25 protein-coding genes are annotated in these 23939 nt (G+C 69.3%); 22 read left to right on the top strand and 3 right to left on the bottom strand.

Annotated features, from left to right (window positions below; genetic code table 11):
* Positions 1 to 73 precede the first annotated feature (73 nt).
* The 17 genes from JI751_RS10780 to JI751_RS10705 all read left to right on the top strand — a co-directional run bounded on the left by JI751_RS10780 (position 74) and on the right by JI751_RS10705 (position 16230).
* Positions 74 to 1165: a catechol 2,3-dioxygenase gene (locus tag JI751_RS10780; RefSeq protein WP_201936148.1), complete on the top strand. Its 1092-nt coding sequence runs from the start codon at positions 74 to 76 to the stop codon at positions 1163 to 1165.
* The gene (locus tag JI751_RS10775) at positions 1165 to 2076 is read left to right on the top strand and encodes a catechol 2,3-dioxygenase (RefSeq protein WP_107704761.1); all 912 of its coding nucleotides are present in this window, start codon (positions 1165 to 1167) and stop codon (positions 2074 to 2076) included. Before JI751_RS10780 ends, JI751_RS10775 begins: the two co-directional genes overlap by 1 nt.
* 8 nt (positions 2077 to 2084) lie before the next feature.
* On the top strand, positions 2085 to 3125 hold the full coding sequence (locus JI751_RS10770; protein WP_107704760.1) for a histidine phosphatase family protein: 1041 nt from the start codon (positions 2085 to 2087) through the stop codon (positions 3123 to 3125).
* A gap of 5 nt (positions 3126 to 3130) precedes the next feature.
* On the top strand, positions 3131 to 4249 hold the full coding sequence (locus JI751_RS10765) for a PEP/pyruvate-binding domain-containing protein (RefSeq protein WP_201936146.1): 1119 nt from the start codon (positions 3131 to 3133) through the stop codon (positions 4247 to 4249).
* Between the two features lie 69 nt (positions 4250 to 4318).
* A complete protein-coding gene (locus JI751_RS10760; RefSeq protein WP_201936145.1) occupies positions 4319 to 6130 on the top strand; it encodes a PEP-utilizing enzyme in 1812 nt (603 codons plus the stop codon).
* Positions 6131 to 6219: 89 nt separating this feature from the next.
* Positions 6220 to 7449, top strand: a complete 1230-nt coding sequence (locus tag JI751_RS10755; RefSeq protein ID WP_201936143.1) for an aromatic ring-hydroxylating oxygenase subunit alpha — start codon at positions 6220 to 6222, stop codon at positions 7447 to 7449.
* The gene (locus tag JI751_RS10750; protein WP_198652259.1) at positions 7442 to 7738 is read left to right on the top strand and encodes a hypothetical protein; all 297 of its coding nucleotides are present in this window, start codon (positions 7442 to 7444) and stop codon (positions 7736 to 7738) included. Before JI751_RS10755 ends, JI751_RS10750 begins: the two co-directional genes overlap by 8 nt.
* Before the next feature lies 1 nt (position 7739).
* Positions 7740 to 8405: an HAD-IA family hydrolase gene (locus tag JI751_RS10745; protein WP_201936141.1), complete on the top strand. Its 666-nt coding sequence runs from the start codon at positions 7740 to 7742 to the stop codon at positions 8403 to 8405.
* Positions 8398 to 9366, top strand: coding sequence for a PDR/VanB family oxidoreductase (locus tag JI751_RS10740; RefSeq protein ID WP_236666064.1), 969 nt, complete (start codon positions 8398 to 8400; stop codon positions 9364 to 9366). Before JI751_RS10745 ends, JI751_RS10740 begins: the two co-directional genes overlap by 8 nt.
* Positions 9363 to 10181 (top strand): 2-keto-4-pentenoate hydratase, encoded by an 819-nt coding sequence (locus tag JI751_RS21010; RefSeq protein WP_201937220.1) that lies wholly within the window; start codon positions 9363 to 9365, stop codon positions 10179 to 10181. Before JI751_RS10740 ends, JI751_RS21010 begins: the two co-directional genes overlap by 4 nt.
* Positions 10178 to 11173, top strand: a complete 996-nt coding sequence (locus tag JI751_RS10730; protein WP_201936137.1) for an acetaldehyde dehydrogenase (acetylating) — start codon at positions 10178 to 10180, stop codon at positions 11171 to 11173. Before JI751_RS21010 ends, JI751_RS10730 begins: the two co-directional genes overlap by 4 nt.
* 56 nt (positions 11174 to 11229) lie before the next feature.
* Positions 11230 to 12318: a 4-hydroxy-2-oxovalerate aldolase gene (gene dmpG, locus JI751_RS10725; protein WP_307814092.1), complete on the top strand. Its 1089-nt coding sequence runs from the start codon at positions 11230 to 11232 to the stop codon at positions 12316 to 12318.
* Positions 12318 to 13100, top strand: coding sequence for a 2-keto-4-pentenoate hydratase (locus JI751_RS21005; protein WP_236666063.1), 783 nt, complete (start codon positions 12318 to 12320; stop codon positions 13098 to 13100). Before dmpG ends, JI751_RS21005 begins: the two co-directional genes overlap by 1 nt.
* The gene (locus tag JI751_RS21000; protein ID WP_372440562.1) at positions 13097 to 13306 is read left to right on the top strand and encodes a tautomerase family protein; all 210 of its coding nucleotides are present in this window, start codon (positions 13097 to 13099) and stop codon (positions 13304 to 13306) included. The genes JI751_RS21005 and JI751_RS21000 overlap by 4 nt, the downstream gene beginning before the upstream one ends.
* Positions 13303 to 14745: an aldehyde dehydrogenase gene (locus tag JI751_RS10715; RefSeq protein WP_201936133.1), complete on the top strand. Its 1443-nt coding sequence runs from the start codon at positions 13303 to 13305 to the stop codon at positions 14743 to 14745. Before JI751_RS21000 ends, JI751_RS10715 begins: the two co-directional genes overlap by 4 nt.
* Positions 14746 to 14765: 20 nt before the next feature.
* Positions 14766 to 15470 carry an SDR family oxidoreductase gene (locus JI751_RS10710; protein ID WP_201936131.1) on the top strand — a complete coding sequence of 235 codons (705 nt, stop codon included), beginning with the start codon at positions 14766 to 14768 and terminating at the stop codon, positions 15468 to 15470.
* Between the two features lie 403 nt (positions 15471 to 15873).
* Positions 15874 to 16230, top strand: coding sequence for a hypothetical protein (locus tag JI751_RS10705; protein WP_201936130.1), 357 nt, complete (start codon positions 15874 to 15876; stop codon positions 16228 to 16230).
* Here the strand turns inward: JI751_RS10705 and JI751_RS10700 are convergent.
* Positions 16227 to 16757 (bottom strand): AAA family ATPase, encoded by a 531-nt coding sequence (locus tag JI751_RS10700; RefSeq protein WP_201936129.1) that lies wholly within the window; start codon positions 16755 to 16757, stop codon positions 16227 to 16229. The genes JI751_RS10705 and JI751_RS10700 overlap by 4 nt on opposite strands.
* A gap of 153 nt (positions 16758 to 16910) precedes the next feature.
* Between JI751_RS10700 and JI751_RS10695 the strand changes: the two genes are divergently transcribed.
* Complete coding sequence (locus tag JI751_RS10695; protein WP_201936128.1) at positions 16911 to 19745, top strand: aconitate hydratase; 2835 nt, start codon at positions 16911 to 16913, stop codon at positions 19743 to 19745.
* A 199-nt stretch (positions 19746 to 19944) separates the two neighbouring features.
* Positions 19945 to 20643 carry a thioredoxin-like domain-containing protein gene (locus tag JI751_RS10690; RefSeq protein WP_201936127.1) on the top strand — a complete coding sequence of 233 codons (699 nt, stop codon included), beginning with the start codon at positions 19945 to 19947 and terminating at the stop codon, positions 20641 to 20643.
* Between the two features lie 18 nt (positions 20644 to 20661).
* Here JI751_RS10690 and JI751_RS10685 read toward each other — a convergent pair whose 3' ends face one another.
* Positions 20662 to 21498 (bottom strand): alpha/beta fold hydrolase, encoded by an 837-nt coding sequence (locus JI751_RS10685; RefSeq protein WP_307814090.1) that lies wholly within the window; start codon positions 21496 to 21498, stop codon positions 20662 to 20664.
* Between the two features lie 142 nt (positions 21499 to 21640).
* Between JI751_RS10685 and JI751_RS10680 the strand changes: the two genes are divergently transcribed.
* On the top strand, positions 21641 to 21943 hold the full coding sequence (locus tag JI751_RS10680) for a thiamine-binding protein (RefSeq protein ID WP_201936123.1): 303 nt from the start codon (positions 21641 to 21643) through the stop codon (positions 21941 to 21943).
* Positions 21944 to 21958: 15 nt separating this feature from the next.
* On the opposite strand, the gene JI751_RS10675 is transcribed toward JI751_RS10680, so the two are convergent.
* Positions 21959 to 22951: a Vgb family protein gene (locus JI751_RS10675; RefSeq protein ID WP_201936121.1), complete on the bottom strand. Its 993-nt coding sequence runs from the start codon at positions 22949 to 22951 to the stop codon at positions 21959 to 21961.
* A gap of 38 nt (positions 22952 to 22989) precedes the next feature.
* Between JI751_RS10675 and JI751_RS10670 the strand changes: the two genes are divergently transcribed.
* Both JI751_RS10670 and JI751_RS10665 read left to right on the top strand, forming a co-directional pair.
* Positions 22990 to 23394: a YjbQ family protein gene (locus JI751_RS10670; protein ID WP_201936119.1), complete on the top strand. Its 405-nt coding sequence runs from the start codon at positions 22990 to 22992 to the stop codon at positions 23392 to 23394.
* Between the two features lie 16 nt (positions 23395 to 23410).
* Positions 23411 to 23938, top strand: coding sequence for a hypothetical protein (locus JI751_RS10665; protein ID WP_201936117.1), 528 nt, complete (start codon positions 23411 to 23413; stop codon positions 23936 to 23938).
* The last annotated feature ends 1 nt before the right edge of the window (position 23939 follow it).

Here is a 23939-nt window from a genome sequence, read left to right as displayed (position 1 = left end):
CACGTAGGACTTTGCGTTCCGTATGGAGGAACACCGTATCCGGCTTGGTTCCAGACCGTCCTACGTTCAGGACATGGCAAATGTGAAGGGCGTCACAGCTCCCGAGGCGGGACATGTCGATCTCGCCGAGGGGACTCCAGCAGGCACGACCCGCGACTTTCCGTTCGGTGAACCGGCCGACGGTCTGCGGGTCGACCCGTCCGACTCGCGGCAGCAATCCCGCGGCACCGTCGCCGGCCGTCCTCGCGGAATCCTGCGGCTCGGTCACGTAGACGTCACCTGCACCGACCTCGACCTGGCCACCGCCTACTACACCGGCGTGATGGGCATGGACGTCACCGCCCGCACCGAGGACTCGGTCTACCTCAAGTGCTGGGACGAAGAGGACCACCACTCCCTGCGTTTGCGGTATGCGCCACGCATGGGGATGGACCTGATGTCGTTCAAGGTCCACCACGAGGACGACCTCGCTGACCTGGAGAACCGGGTGTCGCGCTACGGGTTCCCAGTGGAGCGCATCAGCAAGGGGCAGACGCTGGGCCAGGGGGAGTCGATCCGGTTCTCCACGCCAAGCGGCCACGTCATGGAGCTCGTCGCGGACGTGGAGAAGGTCGGGACGACCCGGCCGCGGCACCTGCCCGACAACGCGTCGGACGATCAGCCCTTCCCGCGCGACATGATCGCGCCGCCGCGGATGGACCACATGCTCATCAACGCCGAGGAGGTCGGCGAGTCGACGCAGTTCTACATGGACGTGCTGGGGTTCCGCATCACCGAGCAGCTCCTCGACGGGAACGGCCACCAGCTGGGCACCTGGCTGGAGCGCTCCCACTCACCGCACGACCTGGCGATCGTGCACGGCCCCAACGGAGGCCTGCACCACTTCGCGTTCTGGCTCGACGACTGGGACGACGTCCGTGACGCTGCCGACGTGCTCGCCTACAACGGCATCCAGCTCGACGTCGGTCCGACGCGTCACGGCATCACTCGCGGCTCGACCATCTACTTCTTCGACCCCCTCGGCACCCGCAACGAGGTCTTCACCGGTGGCTACCGCCCCGATCCCGACTTCCCGACCCTGACCTGGACCGAGGACAACATCGGTCGCGCCGTCTTCTACTACGAGGGCGAGCTCAACGAACGCTTCATGAGAGTGCACACCTGATGACGATCCTGCGCCTGTCCCACGTCGAGCTCCGCGTGCCGGACCTCGAGCTCGCGACCGCCTACTACTCCGAGGTCATCGGCATGATCGAGACCGCGCGCGACTCCTCGCGCGTCTTCATGAAGTGCTGGGACGAGCACCAGCACCACAGTGTCGTCCTGACCCACGAGCCGACCCACGGGCTCAACCACTTCGGGTTCAAGGTTACCGATGCGGAGGACCTCGACCACTACCAGCAGCGCCTCGAGGCAGCCGGCATCGCCGTACGCCGGTATGCGGCCGACGAATGGGCGCCCGGCCACGGCACGTCGATCCGGTTCCTCCTGCCCAGCGGGCACGAGATGGAGCTGGTCTACGGCATGCAGCAGGTCGGCAACCTGCTCCCGCAGACCAACCCGCCACCACGCCCGATGGGTCTCGTCGGCATCGCGCCGCCGAGGGTCGACCACGTGTTCCTGACGGCGGAGGAGGTAGACACCAACACGAGGTTCCTCACCGAGCACCTCGACTTCCGGCTCACCGAGCAGATCGTCGGCGACGACGGCTACCAGATCGCCAGCTGGCTCGAGGTGTCACACCGCTCGCACGACATCGCCTTCATCACCGGGCCCAACCAGGGGCTGCACCACTTTGCCTTCTGGGTGGACGGCTGGAACGACCTGCGCAACGCCGCAGACGCCTGCGTCTACCACGGCGTCAACATCGAGATGAACCCCACACGCCACGGTGTCACGCGCGGTCAGTGCCTCTACTTCTTCGACCCGGTCGGCAATCGCAACGAGATGTTCACCGGCGGCTACTGGGTCGACCCCGGGGCCGAGCCGGTGACCTGGACCGAGGCCGAGATGGGGCGGGCGATGTTCTACTACGACGGCGTCGTGAACCAGCAGTTCCTCACGGTGCACAGCTGAGGCCGGCGATGACCATCGAGAAGCCGGCCTCCCTGCCACGCACCGAGCGACCGGACGCCCCGGCGTATCTCAACCGTCACCAGTCCCGCAAGGGAGCGCCGCCGGCCACGCCCGACGAGTCCGACGAGTCCGTCCCGCTCTACCTGCGTCAGTTCCGCAACCGGGGTGCCGGCGCGGAGCCCGTGGAGTACGACGGCAACGTCGTCGGCTCCTCGCGCGCGTGGGCCGAGGTGACCCGCACCAAGGAGATCGTCCCGGAGCGCCGTGACCAGATCGCCGACGTCGACTGCGACATCTACCTCGTCCGGCACGGGGAGACACAGGGCTACTCCTCGGAGTCCGGCCTCACCCCGCTCGGCTCCTGGCAGGCCCACCGGCGCGGGCAGGAGCTCGCCCGCCGGGTCACCGACGGCACAAAGCTCGAGCTGTTGTGCGCCCCGACCAATCGCGCCCGCCAGACCGCCGAGCACATACGGCGCGGCCTCCTCGACAACGTCGAGCTCTTCGGTAGGGGTCGCCCCGAGATCGGCGAGCTGCTCGACGACCCCAACTTCCGCAACTTCGAGGTCGCTACCCCCGAGGGTCCGCGCGACGTGACCAGCGCCTTCCGGATCTATCACCGGGAGATCGAGAAGTACGAGCGCGTCGGCCTGGGCGAACGGCCCGGCTGGCTGGTGGACATCGACCGGTTCTGGGGCATCCAGAAGGGCGGTGGCGACCCCATCACCCACTGGCTGACGATGCCGATGCTCTACTTCGAACCGCCCGTCTCGTGCGTGCGTCGCTTCTGGCGCGGCATCCTCGACGCCCACGCGCGGACATCGGCCGACACGGTCGTGGTCGCGACGCACTCCGGCCCGATCCGGGCGTTCGCGACCCTCGCGATGGGCTACGACCCGGGCGAGCCCTTCAACACCGAGTTCGTGCGCGTTCGGCTCGTCGCGGGCGGCCACACCGCGCTCGTGCTCTACCGCAACCGCGTCCAGGAGGTCGTGATCCCCGACCTCGATGCCCTGCCCGCCAACTCCGACCCCCGCTTCCAGGAATGACTGACATGACAGCACACGAGATGACCGAGTACCCGAGCATCGTGCCGTTCGGAAGTCTTGCCACCGAGCACCACCCGCACGTCGGTGGCAAGTGCGCCTCGCTGGGGGTCATGAGCCAGGCAGGACTTCCCGTCCCGCCGGGCTTCGCGATCACCACCCGAGCGTTCGCCGAGGCCGGCCAGGCCTCCGGTCTGATGCCGAGCATCAGCGAGCTCCTCGCTGCCACCGACATCACCGACTCCGCCGCGCTCAAGGAGGCAGCGGCCCGGGCGCGCGAGATGGTGACGAGCTGGCGGCTGTTGGACGAGCACCAGAGACTCCTCGACGAGAGCTACGCCGAGCTGTGCACGCTCGCCGGCGTGCCGGACGTGCCCGTCGCCGTGCGCTCGTCTGCGACGTCGGAGGACTCCCCGGACGCGTCCTTCGCCGGTGAGCACGACACCTATCTCTGGGTGTGCGGGGTCGACGCCGTGCGCCAGAAGGTCCGCGAGTGCTGGGCCAGCCTGTTCACCGAGCGCGCCATCGTCTACCGCGCCGAGATGGGCTACCCGCACGACGAGGTCGACATGGCCGTCGCCGTGCAGAAGATGGTCCGTCCGCGCGCCGCCGGGGTCGCCTTCACTCTCGACCCCAGCAACGGAGACAGGTCCGGCATCTGCATCGACTCCGCCTGGGGCTTCGGCGAGGGCGTCGTCTCCGGCGACGTCACGCCCGACAACTTCCTGGTCGACAAGGTCATGTGGACCATCAACCGCCGCACGATCAGCCCCAAGACCCACGCCCACCTGCTCACCGAGTCCGACGACGGCGCCGCACCCAGGGTCACCCGGGTCGAGCTGTCCGACGACAAGGTCAACGCACCGTCGCTCACCGACGACGAGATCATCGCCATCGCACGGCTGGCCAGGACCGCGGAGAAGCACTACGGCTGCCCCCAGGACATCGAGTGGGCGCTCGACGACGACCTGCCGTCCGGCTCCGACGTGGTGCTCTTGCAGGCGCGCCCCGAGACCGTGTGGAGCAAGAAGCGCCACTCCGTCGCCCGCGAGACGGACCTGATGGCCTCGATCGTCGACACCCTCGTCAATCCGCTGTCCGCCAGAAAGGGGGCCGCGACGGGCTGACTCGGGTCAGCACAGCGCTACGCGCATCCCCTCCGACTCGAACCCACCCAGACGCAAGGACTGATTCCCATGGCTGATCGCTTCCCGAGCCCCTTCGAGATCGAGGCGCCCGACGGCGCCGAGGGCTGGCAGGACCTCTACTCCTACTCCGCGGTCTTCTCCGAGGAGCGACGCGACTACGAGGACGCGGGCTTCTGGTTCCACGACGGCGTCCACTGGCCTGAGGCCCTCACGCCCTGGGACGCCCACGTCTTCGAGGTGGCCATCGCCTCGCTCGGGCAGTACAACACCCGGCACTACCTGGTGCCGCCCGCCTACGGCGTCGACTTCCGCATCCTGAACGGCTACGTCTTCCTGAGCCCCGTCCCCGCCCCCGAGGCCGACATCGAGGCCCGGGTCCCGCACTTCATGGAGCGGGCCGGCTTCTACTTCGCCAACTGGGACCGGTTGTACGACGACTGGCTGGTCAAGGTGCGGGCCCTCGTCCAGCAGATGACCGAGCTCGACTTCAGCGCCCTGCCGGAGATGGAGGACCTCGACGTCATCACCTCGGGTGCCGGGCGCGGTTCGGGTGACCGGCTGCTGTCGACGTACCACCGCCTGCTGGACCACGTCGTCACGTTGTGGCAGCACCACTTCGAGTTCCTCAACCTCGGCTACGCCGCCTACCTCGACTTCTTCGGGTTCTGCAAAGCCGCCTTCCCCTCGATCCCCGACCTCGCGATCGCCAAGATGGTCGCCGGCGTGCACGTCGACCTGTTCAAGCCCGACGACCACCTCAAGTCGCTCGCCCGGCTGGCCGTGAGCAGCGGCATCGACAGTCACTTCGACGGCGGCAGCCCCGAGGACGTGTGGGCCAAGCTCGAGACCGACGAGGCCGGCCGTGCCTGGATCGCCGAGTGGGACGAGGCCGCCGAGCCCTGGTTCAACTTCTCCACCGGGTCCGGCTTCTACCACTCCGACAAGATCTGGATCCAGAACGTCGAGGTGCCGTTGGGCTACATCACCGACTACATCGCCAAGGTGAAGGAGGGCGTCGACCTCAACCGACCGGTCGAGGCGCTGCACACCGAGCGCGACCGGGTCGTGTCGGAGTACCGCGAGCTGCTCGACTCCGACGAGGACCGCGCCGCCTTTGACGGCAAGCTCGGCCTCTCGCGCACCGTCTTCCCCTACGTCGAGAACCACAACTTTTACGTCGAGCACTGGGCGCACTCGGTGATCTGGCGCAAGATGCGCGAGCTCGGCGAGGTGCTCAAGACCGCAGGCTTCATCACCGAGGTCGACGACGTGTTCATGTTCCGCCGGAACGAGCTCGCCGACGTGCTCTTCGACCTCTACGCCGGATGGGCGGTGGGCGCTCCCTCGCGCGGTCCGGCGTACTGGCCGGCGGAGATCGAGCGTCGCCACGGCGTCCACGAGTCCCTCAAGACCTGGTCGCCGCCGCCCGCTCTCGGCGTTCCGCCTGAGGTCGTGACCGAGCCTTTCACCGTCATGTTGTGGGGCATCACCTCCGACTCGGTGGCGGCCTGGCTGAACACGGGCAGTGACTCCGACGACGGGTCGCTGAGCGGGTTCGCCGCGTCGCCGGGGCTGGTCGAGGGACCGGCGCGGGTGATCTTCAACGCTGACCAGATCGGCGAGATCCAGGACGGGGAGATCCTCGTGGCCCCGCTGACCGCCCCCTCGTGGGCACCGGTCTTCGGGAAGATCAAAGCCACGGTGACCGACGTCGGCGGAATGATGAGCCACGCAGCGATCGTCTGCCGCGAGTACGGCCTGCCGGCGGTCACCGGCACGGCCTTCGGCACCAAGAACCTCAAGACCGGACAGATGCTCCGGGTCGACGGCAACACCGGGAAGGTCACGGTCCTGGACTGAGAGCACGCGCTCTCCAGCCGGACCGGGCGCCCCGGACCACCAGACGAGAAGGAGCAACATCGATGCTGACCGTTGAACAGAACGAAGAAATGACCCGTGTCGGACCCGGCACCAGGATGGGCGAGCTGCTGCGCCGCTACTGGTACCCGATCGCGTTCGAGCAGGACTTCGACGCCAGGCCCAGCAAGACCGTCCGGTTGCTCGGGGAGAACTGGACGCTCTACAAGACCCCGTCCGGCAAGTACGGCATCATCGGCGAAGCCTGCCCGCACCGTCGTGCGTCGCTGACCTACGGCATCGTGCACGAGGACGGCATCCGCTGCGGCTACCACGGCTGGAAGTACGACTTCGACGGACAGTGCGTCGAGCAGCCGGCCGAGAACGACAACACCACGTTCCGCGAGAAGATCAAGGCCAAGGCCGGCTCCGCCCGGACGATGGGCGGGATGGTGTGGGTCTACGTCGGTCCCGGTCCGGTGCCCGAGCTGCCTCCCTTCGACGTCTACGTGCTCGACGGCATCCGGGAGGTCGGCACGGCGACGTTGCCATGCAACTGGCTGCAGATCATGGAGAACTCCGTCGACCCGCACCACGTCGAGTGGCTGCACGGCGCGTACTTCCAGTTCCTCGGCGAGACCCAGGGATTTGACGCACCGAAGTCCTTCCAGAAGAAGCACATCAAGGTCGCGTTCGAGGAGTTCGAGTACGGCATCATCAAGCGCCGCGTGCTCGAGGGTCACGGCGAGGACAGCGACGACTGGGCCATCGGCCACCCGTTGATGTTCCCCTACGGCATGCGCGTCGGTGGCCAGTGGATCGACCAGATGCAGATCCGGGTCCCCATCGACGACACGACGACCTGGAAGCTCTTCTACACCCTCCACCACCCCGAGGGAGGGGAGTGGGAGAAGCAGGATCGGCCCTCGGTCTACGAGTTCCCGTACCGCGACGAGAACGGTGAGTTCATCACCGACTACGTCGAGGGGCAGGACGTGATGGCGTGGGTCTCGCAGGGCGCGATCACCGACCGGTCGCAGGAACACCTCGGACGCTCCGACCAGGGCGTCGCCATGCTCCGCAAGATGTTCAAGGAGGCCATGGCCGCGGTCGAGGACGGCGAGGACCCGCCGGGTGTGGTGCGCGACAAGCACGACGTGATCCACCTGCCGTGCGAGAAGGACAAGTTCGGGGCCGGCACGGAGTTCGTCGATGCGTGGATCAACGGCGGGTCGATGCGCTACAGCCCGATCCGTGAGGAGCTGCTCGCCCTGCACCACGCTGCGGCGGAGACGCGCGACAAGGCAGGCTCCGGTGCCTGACCTCAACGAGGAGGCGCGACGCGCGGCCCATCACGGGCCGATGCCGGCACTACCTCCCGACCCGTACCGGCTGCCGCCTCCGGGTGACTGGTTCGCCTCCGATGCCGCCCACCACCTCCTGGACAAGCCCAAGTTCTGCCCGGGCTGCTCTGCTGCGCTGGATCGCGGGCTGATCACCGAGTGGTGGAGCGGCACCGACCGGGTGTTCCTGACCTGGTGCGCGGCCTGCAAGTGGACCGGCAACGTCGTGCTCTTCGACCGGGCCATCATCGAGGAGCCGGAGCACTGAGATGACCCGACCTGCACTCGTCCTGGACTTCGGCGGCCCGGTGCTGCTGACGCCCTTCGAGCTCGTGGCCGAGCTGCCCGGGACACCGGCCCACGCTCTGCTCCACGAGCGTGGCCCGTTGGCCACGGTGGACCAGCCTGACCCGACGTGGGCGGACCTCCAGGCGGGGCGGATCACCGAGCGCCACTACTGGGACGAGCGAGCCCTCGAGTGGGACCGCCATACCGGTCACGGGTCCGACATCCGCGCGATGATCGCCCACCTTTACGAGCCGCCCCGCCCCGCGCTGGTGCGGGAGCAGGCGCGAGCCCTGGTCCGCGACGCACACGCCGAGGGGCTGAAGATCGCCATCCTGACCAACGACTTGCGCGCGTTCCACACCGAGGAGTGGATCGACGGGATCGAGATCGTCGGCGACGTGGACGTGGTGGTCGACGGCTCGGTCGAGGGCCATCTCAAGCCCGCGCCGCGCCTCTACGAGCTGCTCTCCGAGCGACTCGACGTGGGCTTCGCCGACATGGTCTTCCTCGACGACCAGAGTTCGAACATCCGCGGTGCAGAGGCGCTCGGGATCCCGTCGGTGTGGTTCGACGTGTCGGACCCTGACACGTCGTTCGCCGAGGTGCGCAAGCTCCTCGGCCTGGCGGAGGGGCCGGCCCATGGTTGAGCAGCGCGAGCTCCTCGTCACCCAGATGACCCTCGAGGCGGAAGGGGTCCTGTCCCTGCGCCTGGAGCGCATCGAGAGCAACGACCCGCTGCCCGTCTGGGAGCCGGGCGCGCACATCGACGTGTACGTGCCCGACGGCAGCACCCGGCAGTACTCCCTCTGCGGAGATCCCTCCGACCTGACCCACTACCAGATCGCGGTGCTGCGCGAGCCCGAGGGGCGCGGGGGGTCGCGGTACGTCCACGACGAGCTGAGGGTCGGCCAGCGGCTGCTGGTGACCCGCCCCAAGCAGAGCTTCGCCCTCGAGGACGCGCCCTTCCATGCCCTGGTCGCCGGCGGTGTCGGCATCACCCCGATCATGACGTTCGCCGAGCACCTGGACCGCGAGGGCCGCCCGTTCACGCTCACCTACGGGGGGCGCTCACGCGGCACGATGGCCTTCCGCACGCGGCTCGGCGCCCTCGGTGACCGGGCCACCTTCCTCGCCGAGGACACCGACGGGAGGCCGGACCTGGACGAGGTCGTCAAAGCGCTGCCTGATAACGGCCTCGTCTACGTCTGCGGGCCGCTCCCGTTGCTGCGTGCGGTCCAGGCGGCAGCCGAGCGCGTGCACGGCCCGGACCAGGACATCGTCCGGTTCGAGCTGTTCAGCAGCGCCGGTGTCGACCGTCCGGAGCCGGTCCCGCTCGACGGCGACAACTACGAGCTGGTGCTGGCGAGGTCGGGTCACACGCTGCGCATGCGCCCGGACGCGAACATTCTCGAGACCGTCCTGGCCCTGGGCATCGAGGTCGAGAACGACTGCCGCGACGGGATCTGCGGCTCATGTGTCACCCCGGTGCTGTCCGGGACCGTGGACCACCAGGACCTGGTGCTCACCAAGCGGGAGCAGGCTGCGATGGACAAGATGATGATCTGCTGCTCGAAGCCCACCTGCGAGCGGCTGGAGCTGGACCTGTGACAAGCCCTGGACTCGATCAGGAGACCCGCACCGCAGCGGCGCGGTCGCTCTTCGACGCCTACACGACCGGCAAGCCGGTGCAGCCGCTGACGTCGACGTACGACGGGCTGACCCTCGAGGACGCCTACGCCATCCAGCTGCTGCAGATCTCTTGGTTCGCCGAAGCCGGCCGCACCGTCAGGGGCCACAAGGTCGGCCTCACCAGCGCAGCGATGCAGCGGCTCCTGGGGGTGGACCAGCCCGACTACGGCCACCTCCTCGACGACTTCTTCTACCTCGAGCACGAGCCGATCCCGGCGGACAGGTTCATGCAGCCACGCATCGAGCCGGAGGTCGCGTTCGTGCTGAAGCGGCCTCTGCGTGGTCCCGGCGTCACCGCGCACGAGGCGCTGGCTGCGGTGGACTTCGTCCTTCCTGCGCTCGAGATCGTCGACAGCCGCATCGAGGACTGGAAGATCGGATTGTTCGACACGATCGCCGACAACGCCAGCTCGGGGGCCCTGGTGCTCGGGTCCACCCCGACCGCGATCAGCGACGTCGACCTGCGCCTCGCCGGAGCCGTGATGACCAGGAACGGGTCGGTGGTCGGGACCGGCGCCGGGGGAGCCGTGCTCGGCTCGCCCCTGAGGACCCTGGTGTGGCTCGCCAACACCGTCGGCGCGCGTGGAGTGACGCTCGAGGAGGGCCACGTGGTGCTGCCGGGCGCGGTCTGCGCCATGGTCCCGGTGGCCCCCGGAGACACCGTCACCGCCACCTTCGCCGGGCTGGGCAGCGTCACCGCCCGCTTCGACAGCTCTCGAGAGGAAACCGCATGAGCAAGGGCAAGGCAACGGCAGCGATCGTCGGGCCCGGCAACATCGGCACCGACCTGATGTTCAAGCTAATTCGGCGCAGCGACATCATCGAGCCCCGCTACATGGTGGGCGTCGACCCGACATCGGACGGCCTCGCCCGCGCGAAGCGGCTCGGGCTGGAGGTCAGTGCCGAGGGTGTTGATTGGCTCCTCGCCCAGGACGAGCTCCCCGACATCGTCTTCGAGGCCACCTCGGCGAAGGCGCACTCGGCGAACGCGCCCCGCTATGCCGAGGCCGGCATCCTCGCCGTCGACCTGACCCCGGCCGCCGTGGGGCCCTACCTCTGCCCGCCGGTCAATCTGTCGTTCAACCTCGACGCCCCGAACGTCAACATGATCACCTGCGGGGGACAGGCCACCGTGCCCATGGTCAGCGCCGTCTCCTCCGTCGTCCCGGTGCCGTACGCCGAGATCGTCGCGTCGGTGTCGAGCCGGTCCGCCGGGCCCGGCACCCGCGCCAACATCGACGAGTTCACCGAGACGACGAGCAACGCCGTCGAGGCTGTCGGCGGGGCAGAGCGTGGCAAGGCAATCATCATCCTGAACCCGGTCGAGCCGCCGCTGATGATGCGCAACACGGTGTTCTGCGCGATCCCGCCGGAGGCTGGCGAGCCCGGCGAGCTCCAGGACCGGCTGCTGGAGTCGATTCACGCCATGGAGGCCACGGTCCAGGAGTACGTCCCGGGCTACCACCTGCGCGCCGCACCCCAGTTCGACCCGGCCCGCGACGCCTGGCGCGGCCAGGCTCGGGTGTTCATCCCGATCGAGGTCAAGGGGCGCGGTGACTACCTGCCCGACTACGCCGGCAACCTCGACATCATCACCGCCGCCGCCGCGCGGGTGGGTGACCTCATGGTCGCGCACCGGCTCGGCGTCGACACCACGTGGAAGTCGTCGGCAGACCTCGGCGACCTGCCCGACACGACAACGATGCCCCAGGAAGCAGGTGTCTGACCGCGATGGGTGACATGACGATCCGCCCCGAGGACGTTCCGGTGGTAGACCGCGAAGTGACCGAGACGGAGGTGCTCGCCAACGCCACCGCGGCTGGTGGCGAGCGGGACCTGCGGATCACCGACTCCACGTTGCGAGACGGCTCGCACGCGATGAGCCACCAGTTCACCGAGGAGCAGGTGCGCGGGGTCGTCTCGGCGCTCGACCGCGCCGGCGTCCAGGCGATCGAGGTGACCCACGGCGATGGTCTCGGCGGCTCGAGCTTCAACTACGGCTTCAGCCTCGTCGACGAGCTCGACCTCATCCGGGCCGCAGTCGACGAGGCCACCCAGGCGAAGATCGCGGTGCTGATGCTCCCTGGCCTGGCGACAGTCCGGGACCTCAAGCAGGCGCACGCAGTCGGAGCCTCCGTGGCTCGGATCGCGACCCACTGCACCGAGGCCGACGTGTCGACCCAGCACTTCGGCGAGGCACGGGCCTTGGGCATGGAGACCGTCGGGTTCCTGATGCTGTCGCACAGCACCACCCCCGACGTGCTGGCCAGGAACGCACGGACGATGGTGGATGCCGGTGCGGAGTGCGTCTACGTCGTGGACTCGGCCGGCGCCTTGATCCTCTCTGACGCCCAGGAGCGCATCACCGCGGTGGTCGAGGAAGTCGGCCGGGACGGCGCGCAGGTGGGGTTCCACGGCCACCAGAACCTCAGCATGGGCGTTGCCAACTCCGTCCTGGCATACCAGAACGGCGCGGTGCAGATCGACGGTGCCCTGTGCGCGCTCGGGGCGGGTGCCGGCAACTCGCCGACCGAGGTCCTCGCGGCCACGTTCGAGCGGATGGGCATCCGCACCGGCATCGACCTCGGAGAGGTGCTCTCGGCGGCCGAGGAGGTGGTGCGGCCCTTCATCCCACGACTGCCCTGGATGGACCGGTCCTCGATCACCCAGGGGTACGCCGGCGTCTACTCCTCGTTCCTACTGCACGCCGAGAGGGCGGCGGAGCGCTACGGCGTGCCGGCGCACGAGATCCTGCAGAAGGTCGGCGAGTACGGCTACGTCGGCGGCCAGGAGGACATGATCATCGACATCGCGCTCGAGCTCGCCCAGGAGAAGGAGCTCGGCGACCTCGCCGGGTCGGGGGTCCGCTGATGGCCTGGGACGTCGCCTCCGTCGGAGCCGATCTGCTGCGCTGCGAGGACGAGCGTGTCGATCGGGCACCGTTCACCGACGAGTGGCCCGAGCTGGACCTGGCGACCGGCTACGAGATCCAGGACCGGAACCTGCAGGCGCGGCTGGACCGCGGCGAGACGCTCGTCGGCATCAAGCTCGGCCTGACCAGCAAGGCCAAGCAGCAGCGGATGGGCATCGACGTGCCCTTCGTGGCGTGGCTGACCGACGCAATGGTCCTGCCCGCCGGTGACCCGGTCCCGCAGTCCCGGCTGATCCACCCCCGCATCGAGCCCGAGATCGTCTTCGTCATGGGCCGGGAGCTCACCGGTCCAGGCGTGAGCTGTGCCACCGCGATGCGTGCGGTCGAGTCCGTCTGGGGCGGTGCCGAGATCATCGACAGCCGCTACCGCGACTTCCGGTTCAAGGCAGGCGACGTCGCCGCCGACAACGCCTCCTCCGGCGTGTTCGTCACCGGTCCGGTCGGGCTGCCGCCGAGCGGACTGGACCTGACGCTGGAGGCAGCGCTGGTGGAGGTGGACGGGCAGATCGTCGACTCGGCGACCGGCGCTGCGGTCCTCGGGCACCCAGGAGAGGCGCTCGCGCTGGCCGCCAACGAACTCGCGAAGCGCGGACACGTCATCAAGCCCGGCTGGATCGTGCTGACCGGTGGGATGACCGACGCCGTACCCGCGCCGCCGAGCTCGTCGACCGCGATGCACTTCACCCACCTGGGTTCGATCTTCATCAACGGAGGCGAGTGATGCCGTTCATCGAGGTGACCCTGACGGAGGGCCGCACCCCCGAGCAGATCCGGACGCTGATCAGTGCGCTGACGAAGGCGGCGGGCGAGTCCGTCGACGCGCCGTTGGCCAGTGTGCGCATCGTCGTGCGCGAGGTGCCCGAGACCCACTGGGCTGCCGGGGACGTCACGATCGCCGAGCGCAAGCAACGAGAGGGGACGCCATGAGCGAGCGCCAGTTCTTCGGTCACGTCATCGACGGCAAAGAGGTGCCGTCCGCGGACGGCACCACCTTCGAGGTGTGGAACCCCTGGACGCAGGAGGTCTGGGCCGACGCGGCCGAGGGTGCCGCCGAGGACGCCGACCGAGCCGTCGCAAGCTCGCGCCGGGCCTTCGACGAGGGCGACTGGCCTCGACTGGGCCGGGCGGAGAGGGCGGTTGCGATCCACAAGCTGGCCGACCTGATGGAGGAGCGGTCCGACGAGCTCGCCACCCTCGACACCACCAACATGGGCAAGCCCTTCGCCCAGTCCAAGCACGACGTCGGGCGCTCGGTGTGGAACTTCCGCTTCTTCGCCGATCACCAGCGCGACCACTGCGGTGAGGTCTACCCGATGGACTCCGGGCACCACTCGTACAGCGAGTACGGACCCGCCGGCGTGGTCGCGGCCATCAGTCCCTGGAACTTCCCCCTCATGATGGCCAGCTGGAAGATCGCGCCGGCGCTCGCCTGGGGCAACACGTGCATCATCAAGCCGTCCGAGGACACGCCGGCGTCGGTGACGATGCTGGGTCGGCTCGCGACGGAGGCAGGCTTCCCTCCGGGCGTGCTCAACGTGCTCAATGGGCACGGCCGCCCGGCCGGCTCGTCCCTCACCGCCGACGACCGCGTCGACCGGGTGACCTTCACGGGGTCTTCCACGACCGGCAAGCACGTGATGGCGTCGGCCGCCGGACACCTTGCACCGGTCTCGCTCGAGCTCGGCGGGAAGGGCGCCAACATCATCTTCGAGGACGCCGACCTCGACAACGCCGTCCACTGGGCGGTCGAGGCGATCTTCCGCAACTCCGGTCAGATCTGCCTCGCTGGATCGCGGCTCTACGTCGCCGCGGCGATCTACGAGGAGTTCATGGCCCGCTTTGTGGCTGCCGCCGAAGCGCTGGTCATCGGCGACCCGTTCGACCCGGCGACGAAGTTCTCCAGCCTGGCCAGCAGGAAGCACTTCGAAAAGGTGTCGTCGTACGTCGAGGGCGTTGGTGCCGACGGAGGCAAGGTCCTCACCGGGGGGGTCGACGAGGACGGCCGGTGGCTGGTCCGCCCCACCATCGTCGCCGACCTGCCGCTGACTGCGCCGGCGTACTGCGACGAGATCTTTGGACCGGTGTGCGTGGTGAACCGCTTCGAGTCCGAGGACGAGGTCGTCGGCCTGGCTAACGACACCCGTTACGGACTCAACGCGATGCTGTTCACCGAAAACCTCTCACGGGCGCACCGCGTCGCCTCCCGTCTCCGCGCGGGGACGGTGTGGGTGAACTGCTTCTTCATCCGCGACCTGCGCACGCCCTTCGGCGGTGTCGGGGACTCAGGCGTAGGCCGTGAAGGGGGCAACTTCAGCCGCGAGTTCTTCACCGAGCCCAAGGCCGTCGTCATGCAGATACAGCGGTGATGACGGCCTAGGCTTGCGACATGAACCTCGATCTCGACCGGCGGGTGTACCTCGTCGACGACGGGGCGACCACGTGGGGCCGAGAAGTGGCCCGAGTACTGATCTCTGAGGGCGCGCGAGTGGTGCTCGGGGCCCGCGGCGAACACGACCTTTCCACGCTTGTAGAAGACCTTGGCGCCTCCCACGCTGTTGCTGTGGCGCCCGGAGAAGGACAGGCCCCTGCCCACTTGGTCGCCTGCGCCGAGGCCACATGGGGACGACTAGACGGCGCGGTCATCTCGGCTGGGGACATCCGGGAGGGAGGGGCTCTGGAGGTGACCGATGCAGCGTGGACCGACTCCTTCCAGGACATGTTCCTCCGCGCCGTTCGTGCCATGCGAGTCCTTGCTGACTCCCTGCCGGCGGGCGGGTCGATTGCTCTCGCTTTGTCCACTGCGGTCTACGAGCCGGACACCGGTCAGGCTGTCGCTGACGCGCTGGAACGTGGTCTCGCCACTGTGGCGCTCGAGCTGGCAGGGGAGCTCGGACCGCGAGGCATCAGGGTGAACGGACTACTGGCGGGTGCCATCGACTCGTCTCGTCTCGAACCAGGTGCCGTACCCCTTGGCCGGCACGGGAGTCCGCAAGAGTTCGCACGGGTGGCGGCATTCTTGCTGTCGCCAGCCTCTTCATATGTCACCGGCACGCTCGTTCCGGTTGACGGAGGCATGTCCCGCTTCAACTGAAGAAGCCGCTGGGTCGCCGACCCGGCTGGGAACGGACTCTGGTAGGAGGCGCGGCATTCCTTCTCGACGAGCTCGCGGGCAACTGCGACGAGGGCCCCAGCCAACCGCGCTGTGGACGCTTGCGACCGTCGGCGCTCGTCGGTGGGAGGGCTCGAATTGGGCTCGCTTTGATTCGCAATCACCCGCACCTGGACGCCGACGCCCGCGCGCGTCCCAAAGGGCATTGCCGCAGGTGACTGGCTCGTTCGGCCTCCTGAGCGCACGCGACCGCAAAGGATCGCACTTACGCTCAGGGTCATGTACGGCTTCCCGATGACCCACCACGTCGAGTGCGTCGCCCTGCTGGAGCCCGTGCGCCGCTGAGGGTGTGGTCGGCGCCCAGCGATCGGAGGAGGGTGGACCCATGGCCACCTACGAGGTCAACCAGGACGCCGTCGCCCACGCCCGCCGGCTGATCGACGGGCGGCAGTACGTCCTCGAGAGCGACTGGGGCGACGTCCAGCCGAGCGCCGAGGCGCAGAACGCCTACCTCGAGAAGCATCCGTTCGAGGACTACGCGGCCTGGCACCTCGGGCTCACCGAGGGCGCGAACGACGGCACCAAGGCCCGCCACGCATTCGTCTACGGCGACCTGCGGCGCGTCCACCGCAGCGGCCTGATCGCGTGCGTCTACCGCGCCTCGGAGTGGCGGCACAAAAAGGTGGAGCTCGCTGCCCACGACCTGCTGCAGCGCCTCGACCAGATGGCCGGCATCGACTAGGACACCAGCGCGGCGAGCTCCCGCAGGGCGGCCTCGCGGTCCGTCGTGTCGACGAGGGGGCAGCCGTTCTTTCGGGCGAGGTCGAGCAGCTGGCGCCTGCCCTCGAGGACCAGGTCGTCACCGCCGCGCTCCTCGATGATCCGCGAGATCACCGCAGTCACGGGCGTCTCGGCGCGGTGGTGCAGTCGGTGCAGGACGTCGTCGGGCGCCGCGTCCAGCACCACGCCGACGTACGCCGCTCCCGCGTCGGCCGCGGCCGCCACGAACCGGTCGACCTGGGCGGGGGTGACGATGAGCTGGGGGAGGACCACGTCGCGCCCGCTGCGCAGGTAGGCCGTCATCATCGCGAGCGCGGTCTGCCTGACCGCCTCCCCGGTGCCGACGAAGTCGTCCTCCCACCCGGAGACCCAGGGCCGGAGCTCGTCGATGTCGAGCAGCAGCGTGCCCGGGTGGGCGGCGGCGTGCTCGCGGGCGAGCGTCGACTTCCCGACGCCGGACGGACCGTTGAGGTGGAGGAGGGTCGGCACGCGGGGAGGCTAGCCGAGCCGCTGTGGTGCCTGTGGTATCTTGATGTCAAGATAATGTGATGTCCCAAGAACAGGGTCACCCACCTTCCCGGCACCTCGCGTGCGAGGGCAGGATGGACGCGAACCCGCTAGCTCCCCGAGGAGATGTGGCTGATGGCCAGTCAGGACAGCTTCGGTGCCAAGGGCACCCTGGACGTGGACGGACAGTCCTACGAGATCTACCGCCTCGACGCGGTGAAGGGAGAGGGCCTCGACGTCGAGAGCCTGCCCTTCTCGCTCAAGGTGCTGCTGGAGAACCTGCTCCGCACCGAGGACGGCGCGGACATCACCGAGGACCACATCAAGGCGATCGCCGGCTGGGACGCGAGCGCTGCTCCCGACCAGGAGATCCAGTTCACGCCGGCGCGCGTGATCATGCAGGACTTCACCGGCGTGCCCTGCGTCGTCGACCTCGCCACCATGCGCGAGGCGATGGCCGAGCTCGGTGGCGACGCGACGAGGATCAACCCGCTCGCCCCGGCCGAGATGGTCATCGACCACTCCGTGATCGCCGATGTCTTCGGCTCCGCCGACGCGTTCGAGCGCAACGTCGAGATCGAGTACGAGCGCAACCGCGAGCGCTACCAGTTCCTGCGCTGGGGCCAGGGCGCCTTCGACGACTTCAAGGTCGTCCCGCCGGGCACCGGCATCGTGCACCAGGTCAACATCGAGCACCTCGCGCGCGTCGTGATGGTCCGCGACGGCGTGGCCTACCCCGACACCTGCGTCGGCACCGACTCCCACACCACCATGGTCAACGGCATCGGCGTGGTCGGCTGGGGCGTCGGCGGCATCGAGGCCGAGGCCGCGATGCTCGGCCAGCCGGTCTCCATGCTCATCCCGCGCGTGGTCGGCTTCAAGCTGTCGGGCGAGCTGCCCGCCGGCTCGACCGCCACCGACCTCGTGCTCACCATCACCGAGATGCTCCGCGAGCACGGTGTGGTCGGCAAGTTCGTCGAGTTCTACGGCGAGGGCGTCTCCGCGCTGCCGCTCGCCAACCGCGCCACGATCGGCAACATGAGCCCGGAGTTCGGCTCCACGATCGCGGTCTTCCCGATCGACGACCAGACGATCGACTACCTCCGCCTCACCGGCCGCACCGACGAGCAGCTCGCGCTCGTCGAGGCGTACGCCAAGGAGCAGGGGCTGTGGCACGACCCGAGCGCCGAGCCCCGCTACAGCGAGCGTCTCGAGCTGGACGTCTCCACCGTCGTGCCGTCGCTGGCCGGCCCGAAGCGTCCGCAGGACCGCGTCGAGGTCTCGGCCGCGAAGGACTCCTTCCGCGCGGCGCTGGCCGACTACGTCGACGAGGGTGACTCCGACCCGGACGACGCCGCGAACGCCTCGGGCTACGACGAGGCGGTCGAGGAGTCGTTCCCGGCCTCCGACGCGCCCAGCCACGAGGGTGGCAACGGCAAGCCCGTGCACGTCGACGCGCCGCACGACGCCGGTCGTCCCACGAAGAAGACCAAGGTCTCGCTGGACGGCCAGGAGGTCGAGATCGACCACGGTGCCGTCGTGATCGCCGCGATCACCTCGTGCACCAACACCTCCAACCCGAGCGTGATGATCGGGGCTGCGCTGCTGGCCAAGAAGGCGGTCGAGAAGGGCCTGACCCGCAAGCCGTGGGTGAAGACCTCGCTCGCGCCCGGCTCCAAGGTCGTCTCCGACTACTACGACCGGTCGGGCCTCACGCCCTACCTGGACAAGCTCGGCTTCAACCTCGTCGGCTACGGCTGCACGACCTGCATCGGCAACTCCGGCCCGCTCATCCCCGAGGTCTCGGCAGCGGTCAACGAGGCCGACCTCGCCGTCGTCTCCGTGCTGTCGGGCAACCGCAACTTCGAGGGCCGGATCAACCCGGACGTGAAGATGAACTACCTCGCGTCCCCGCCACTCGTCGTGGCCTACGCCCTCGCCGGCTCCATGGACGTCGACCTGTTCGGCGACCCGCTGGGACAGGACCAGGACGGCAACGACGTGTTCCTCGAGGACATCTGGCCGAGCCCGCAGGAGATCGAGGAGACGATCGCGTCCGCGATCACCTCCGACATGTTCGGCGAGTCCTACGCCGACGTCTTCAAGGGCGACGAGCGCTGGCAGTCGCTGCCCACCCCGGAGGGCAACACCTTCGAGTGGGACCAGGACTCCACCTACGTCCGCCGTCCTCCCTACTTCGACGGCATGCCCGACGAGCCCGAAGCGGTCACCGACATCGTCGGCGCGCGCGTCCTGCTCAAGCTGGGTGACTCGGTCACAACCGACCACATCAGCCCCGCGGGTGCGATCAAGAAGGACAGCCCGGCCGGCCACTACCTCGCCGAGCACGGTGTCGAGCAGCGTGACTTCAACTCCTACGGCTCGCGCCGCGGCAACCACGAGGTGATGATCCGCGGCACGTTCGCCAACATCCGCCTGCGCAACCAGCTCGCGCCGGGCACCGAGGGCGGGGTGACCCGGGATTTCACGAAGGACGGCGAGGTCACCAGCGTCTACGAGGCCAGCGCCCACTACCAGGAGGCCGGCACCCCGCTGGTCGTCCTGGCGGGCAAGGAGTACGGCTCGGGCTCGTCGCGCGACTGGGCCGCCAAGGGCACGGCGCTGCTGGGCGTGAAGGCCGTCATCGCCGAGTCCTACGAGCGGATCCACCGCTCCAACCTCATCGGCATGGGCGTCATCCCGCTGCAGTTCCCCGACGGGAAGACCGCCGACGACCTCGGCCTCACGGGTGCGGAGATCATCAGCATCAGCGGGATCACCGAGCTCAACGACGGCACGACCCCGAAGACCGTCACGGTCAAGGTCGAGCCCGCTCCCGGCACCGACATGGCGCACGGCGAGACGAGCGAGTTCGAGGCCACCGTCCGGATCGACACCCCGGGCGAGGCCAACTACTACCGCAACGGCGGGATCATGCAGTACGTCCTGCGCAACCTGCTGAAGGGATGACGCACCACACGGGCTGAGCACGCGGCCGCGTCCAGGAGCTCCTGGGCGCGGCCGTGTTCGCGTCCTCGTGGTGACAGTGGAGCCAGCGGCCGGTAGGTCGGGCCGCAGGCTCCACTGATCGGGGGATTTCTGGGAACGGACTCCGACCGGCACTCCCCGTCGATCGGAGCGACGTGGAGGACGTCGGTAGCCTGACGCGGTGAACGACGCCGACCAGACGCCCGAGCCTGTGCCGGAGGCGTCACCTGACGGAGTGCCGTACGAGCCGCACGCGGAGACGTCGTACGAGCAGGTTCCCGTCGTCGAGGAGCAGCGCCCGAGCCGGCTGCCGCTGGTCCTGGCCACGGTCGGTGCCGTGCTGGTCCTCGGGGCCGCGCTGGCCGCACCGCTGGTCGACAAGGCCCTGCGCGGCGAGGAGCAGGCGCAACGGGCACTCGACCTCACGCTCGTCGAGACCTGGGACATCACCGACCGCGCCCACACGACGGACGACGTCACCTATCCGCAGGACCCGCCCGCCGGTGGCGCGCACGCCCCGATCTGGCTCGACTGCGGTGTCTACGACGAGCCGGTGCGCGAGGAGAACGCGGTCCACGACCTCGAGCACGGGACGGTCTGGATCACCCACGACCCCGACCTGTCCGCCTCCGATCTCGAGGAGCTCGCTGCGCAGCTGCCCGACAACGGGATCATGTCGCCGCGAGAGGGACTGCCCTCACCCGTGGTCATCACCGTGTGGGGCGCACAGCTCCAGCTCGACGGCGCGGACGACGAGCGGCTCGGTCTGTTCCTGGAGGAGTACGGCGACGGGCACACGGCGCCGGAGTTCGGGGTCAGCTGCCAGGGCGGCACCCCTGACCCCACCGGGGCACTGCCGGGAGACGGCGTCAACGCCTGACTCCCGGCAGCCGGCGGCTCAGCGCTGCAGGAAGCCCAGCAGCGCCTGGTTGAACTCGTCGGCGTGGCTGACGTTGAAGCCGTGCGGGGCACCCTCGACGACCACCAGCTCGGAGCCGGCCACCGCCTCGTGGGTGCGCTTGCCCGAGCCCTCGAACGGCACGATGCCGTCGGAGTCGCCGTGGATGACCAACGTGGGGACGGTGATCTTGGTCAGGTCGTCACGGAAGTCGGTGGTGCCGAAGGCCTCCATGCAGCCCAGAGCCGCCGTCTGGTCGCTCTGGTGCGCCAGCGCGATGGCCTCCTGGCGCTGCTCCTCGGTGACCTTGAGCTCGCCGTCGGCGGAGAAGAAGTCCTGCGTGAAGCCGTCGAAGAACGTGGTGCGGTCCTCCTTGAGGCCGTCCTCCATCTCCTTCGCCGCGTCCTCGGTGAGCGGACCGTCCGGGTTGTCGTCGGACTTCATCAGGAAGGGCGGGACGGCGGCCGCGAAGACGGCCGAGTGGACGCGGTCCTCGCCGTGCCTAGCGATGTAGCGGGCGACCTCGCCGCCACCCATCGAGAACCCGACGAGGGTGACGTCGGTGAGGTCGAGCTCCTTGAGCACGCCGTCCAGGTCGTCGGCGAGCGTGTCGTAGTCGTAACCCTTCGACGGCTTGTCGCTGCGGCCGAAGCCGCGGCGGTCGTAGGCCACGACGCGGTAGCCCGCGGCGCTCAGCGGACCGACCTGCTCGCCCCACGACTCGCCGGACAGCGGCCAGCCGTGGATCAGGACGACGGGACGGCCGGAGCCGCCGGAGTCCTCGACATGGACCTTGGTGGAGCTCAGCAGGCCGGAGCTTGCGGTGACGTCAGGCACGTGGTGATCCCTTCGTAGAGGTCTCGGAAGGAGACCGTTGGGCTGGTGCTTCGACCGTAGGCACGCCGCCGGATGGGTCGTTCCACCCCAATGGGCGCACCCGCCCGGGTGGAACGGGGCAGTGGTCGATAGCGTCGGCGACATGCTCGTCGCCTTCTCGATCTCACCCACGTCCAGCGACCCGAGCGGGTCGGTCACCGGGGCTGTCGCGGAGGCCGTACGCGTCGTACGGGCGTCCGGACTGCCCCACGAGACCACCTCGATGTTCACCACCATCGAGGGCGAGTGGGACGAGGTGATGGCGGTCGTGAAGCAGGCCGTCGACGTCGTGTCGCAGGTGTCGCCGCGCGTCGGGCTCGTGCTGAAGGCCGACATCCGGCCGGGCTACGAGGGCCAGCTCACCGCCAAGGTGGAGCGCATCGAGCAGGCGCTCGCCGAGGACTGACCGCCGACTGACCGGTCAGGGCAGTGGCACGCGGTAGACCCGGTCGGCCGTGAAGGACGAGACCCACGCCTGGCCGCCCGCGACGGCCACGTCGAGGTTCGCGCTGTCGTAGAGCGCGCTCTCCGCGCCGAGCACCTGGTCGTCGGTGACCTCGCCGGTCGACGGGTCGACCACCACGAGCCGCGGTCCCTCCTCCGCGACGACCAGCAGCCGGCCGTCGTCCGCGACGACCGAGTCCGGGAGGCCCTCGACCGGGGTCCGGGACAGCCGCTCGAGAGTGACCGGGTCGAGCGAGACCACCTCGTCCGAGAACGTGCAGGCCACCCACAGCCGACCGGCGGCCTCGGCCATGCCTTGCGGGCCGCTGCAGACCTTCTCCGAGCGGCGTACGTCGAGGGTGCGCGGGTCGACCCGCAGGACGCGGTCGTCGGCGAAGGCGGCGACATAGACGGCCTTCCTCCCTGCGTGGGGGAGGCGGGCGCCGACGCCGATGTCGGTCCGGGAGGCGACCTTCGCCGTCGCAGGATCGACGCGAACGAGTCGTCCGGCGTCCTGCTCGACGAACCAGACCGAGCCGAAGCCGGCCGTGAGGCCCTCCGGTCCGGCGCCGGTGGGGATGGTGGCGGTGGTGTCGCCGGTGGCGGTGTCGATGCGCACCAGCTGCTCGCCGCGGAAGGACGTCACCCAGAGCGAGCCGTCGAGGGCGACCGCGCGGAGCGGCGTACCGAGGACGGCGACGGTCAGGTCGGGGCCATCGCCGCCGGCCCGGACGCGCGTGACCGCGTCGTCGCCGCTCAGCACCACCCACATGTCGTCGCCCTCGGCGGCGAGGCCGATCGGTCCGGTGCCGACGGTGACGAAGGGTGCGACCTCCGGATCGACGGTCGGCTCGGCCGTCGAGGTGCTGGGGGACGGGGTCGCGGGGGTCCGGTCCGACTCGTCGGGCGAGCTGCACGCCGCGAGCAGCACTGCCAGCACGAGGGCTGCGGTCGCGCGGGGTCGGGACATGCCTGAAGGCTAGGGCGTCCGGCGCTAGCGTGGCGCGCATGGAATCCGAGACCCGTACCTACCGGACCGGCGGCGAGGAGGTGGTCCTCGACCTGACGGCGGAGGCGGCGGACTTCGTGGCCGGCCATGCTGACGGCCTGCTGCACGTCTTCGTGCCGCACGCGACCGCGGGGCTGGCGATCATCGAGACCGGGGCAGGCTCCGACGACGACCTGCTCGCCGCTCTCGGCGACCTGCTGCCCGCCGACGACCGCTGGCGGCACCGTCACGGCTCGCCCGGCCACGGACGCTCGCACGTGATGCCGGCGATCGTGCCGCCCCACTGCACGGTGCCCGTCCTCGACGGCCGGCTGGCGCTCGGCACGTGGCAGAGCATCTGCCTCGTGGACCTCAACGTCGACAACGCCAGCCGCGAGGTGCGCTGGTCCCTCCTCCGCGGTTGAGGGCGGGCTGACGTCGATGGACCTGGCGCGTGCAACCGCAGCCGAACGGCGTACGCCACTGCCCGGCGATGACCTCGTCGACGCCGACGTCGTGATGGACCGCGGGTTCGACCTGCCCGCCTCGCCCGACGACGTGTGGCCGTGGCTCGTGCAGCTCGGCAAGCGGCGGGCCGGGTGGTACCTCCCGGCCTCCGTCGAGAGGTTCGTCCCCCGGAGCCGAAGGGCACTGAGGCGGATCGAGCCGCGCTGGCTCGCGCACGAGGTCGGCGACGTGATACCGGACTGGGGCGGGAAGGACGCCACCTTCACCCTGGCCTCGATCGAGCACCCGCGGCACCTGCTCTACACCTCGCGGCGTGGCCGGACCGACCTGACGTGGTGCCTGCACCTCACGCCCATCGGCAGCGGCGCCACGCGGGTGCACCTGCGGCTGCGGCTGGGGCCGGTGAAGCACCAACGACTGGCCGAGACCGGCGGCGGGCTGTTCGACGCGCTGACGATCGTGGGACTCGCGGCCGGTCTCCGCGAGCGGGTCGGTCGCTAGC

The organism is Nocardioides baculatus, assembly GCF_016735675.1.
In the GTDB taxonomy this organism is placed as follows: Bacteria; Actinomycetota; Actinomycetes; order Propionibacteriales; family Nocardioidaceae; genus Nocardioides; species Nocardioides baculatus.
The sequence above is the reverse complement of the archived record's forward strand: the minus strand, read 5'-3'. Positions and strand labels throughout refer to the sequence as shown.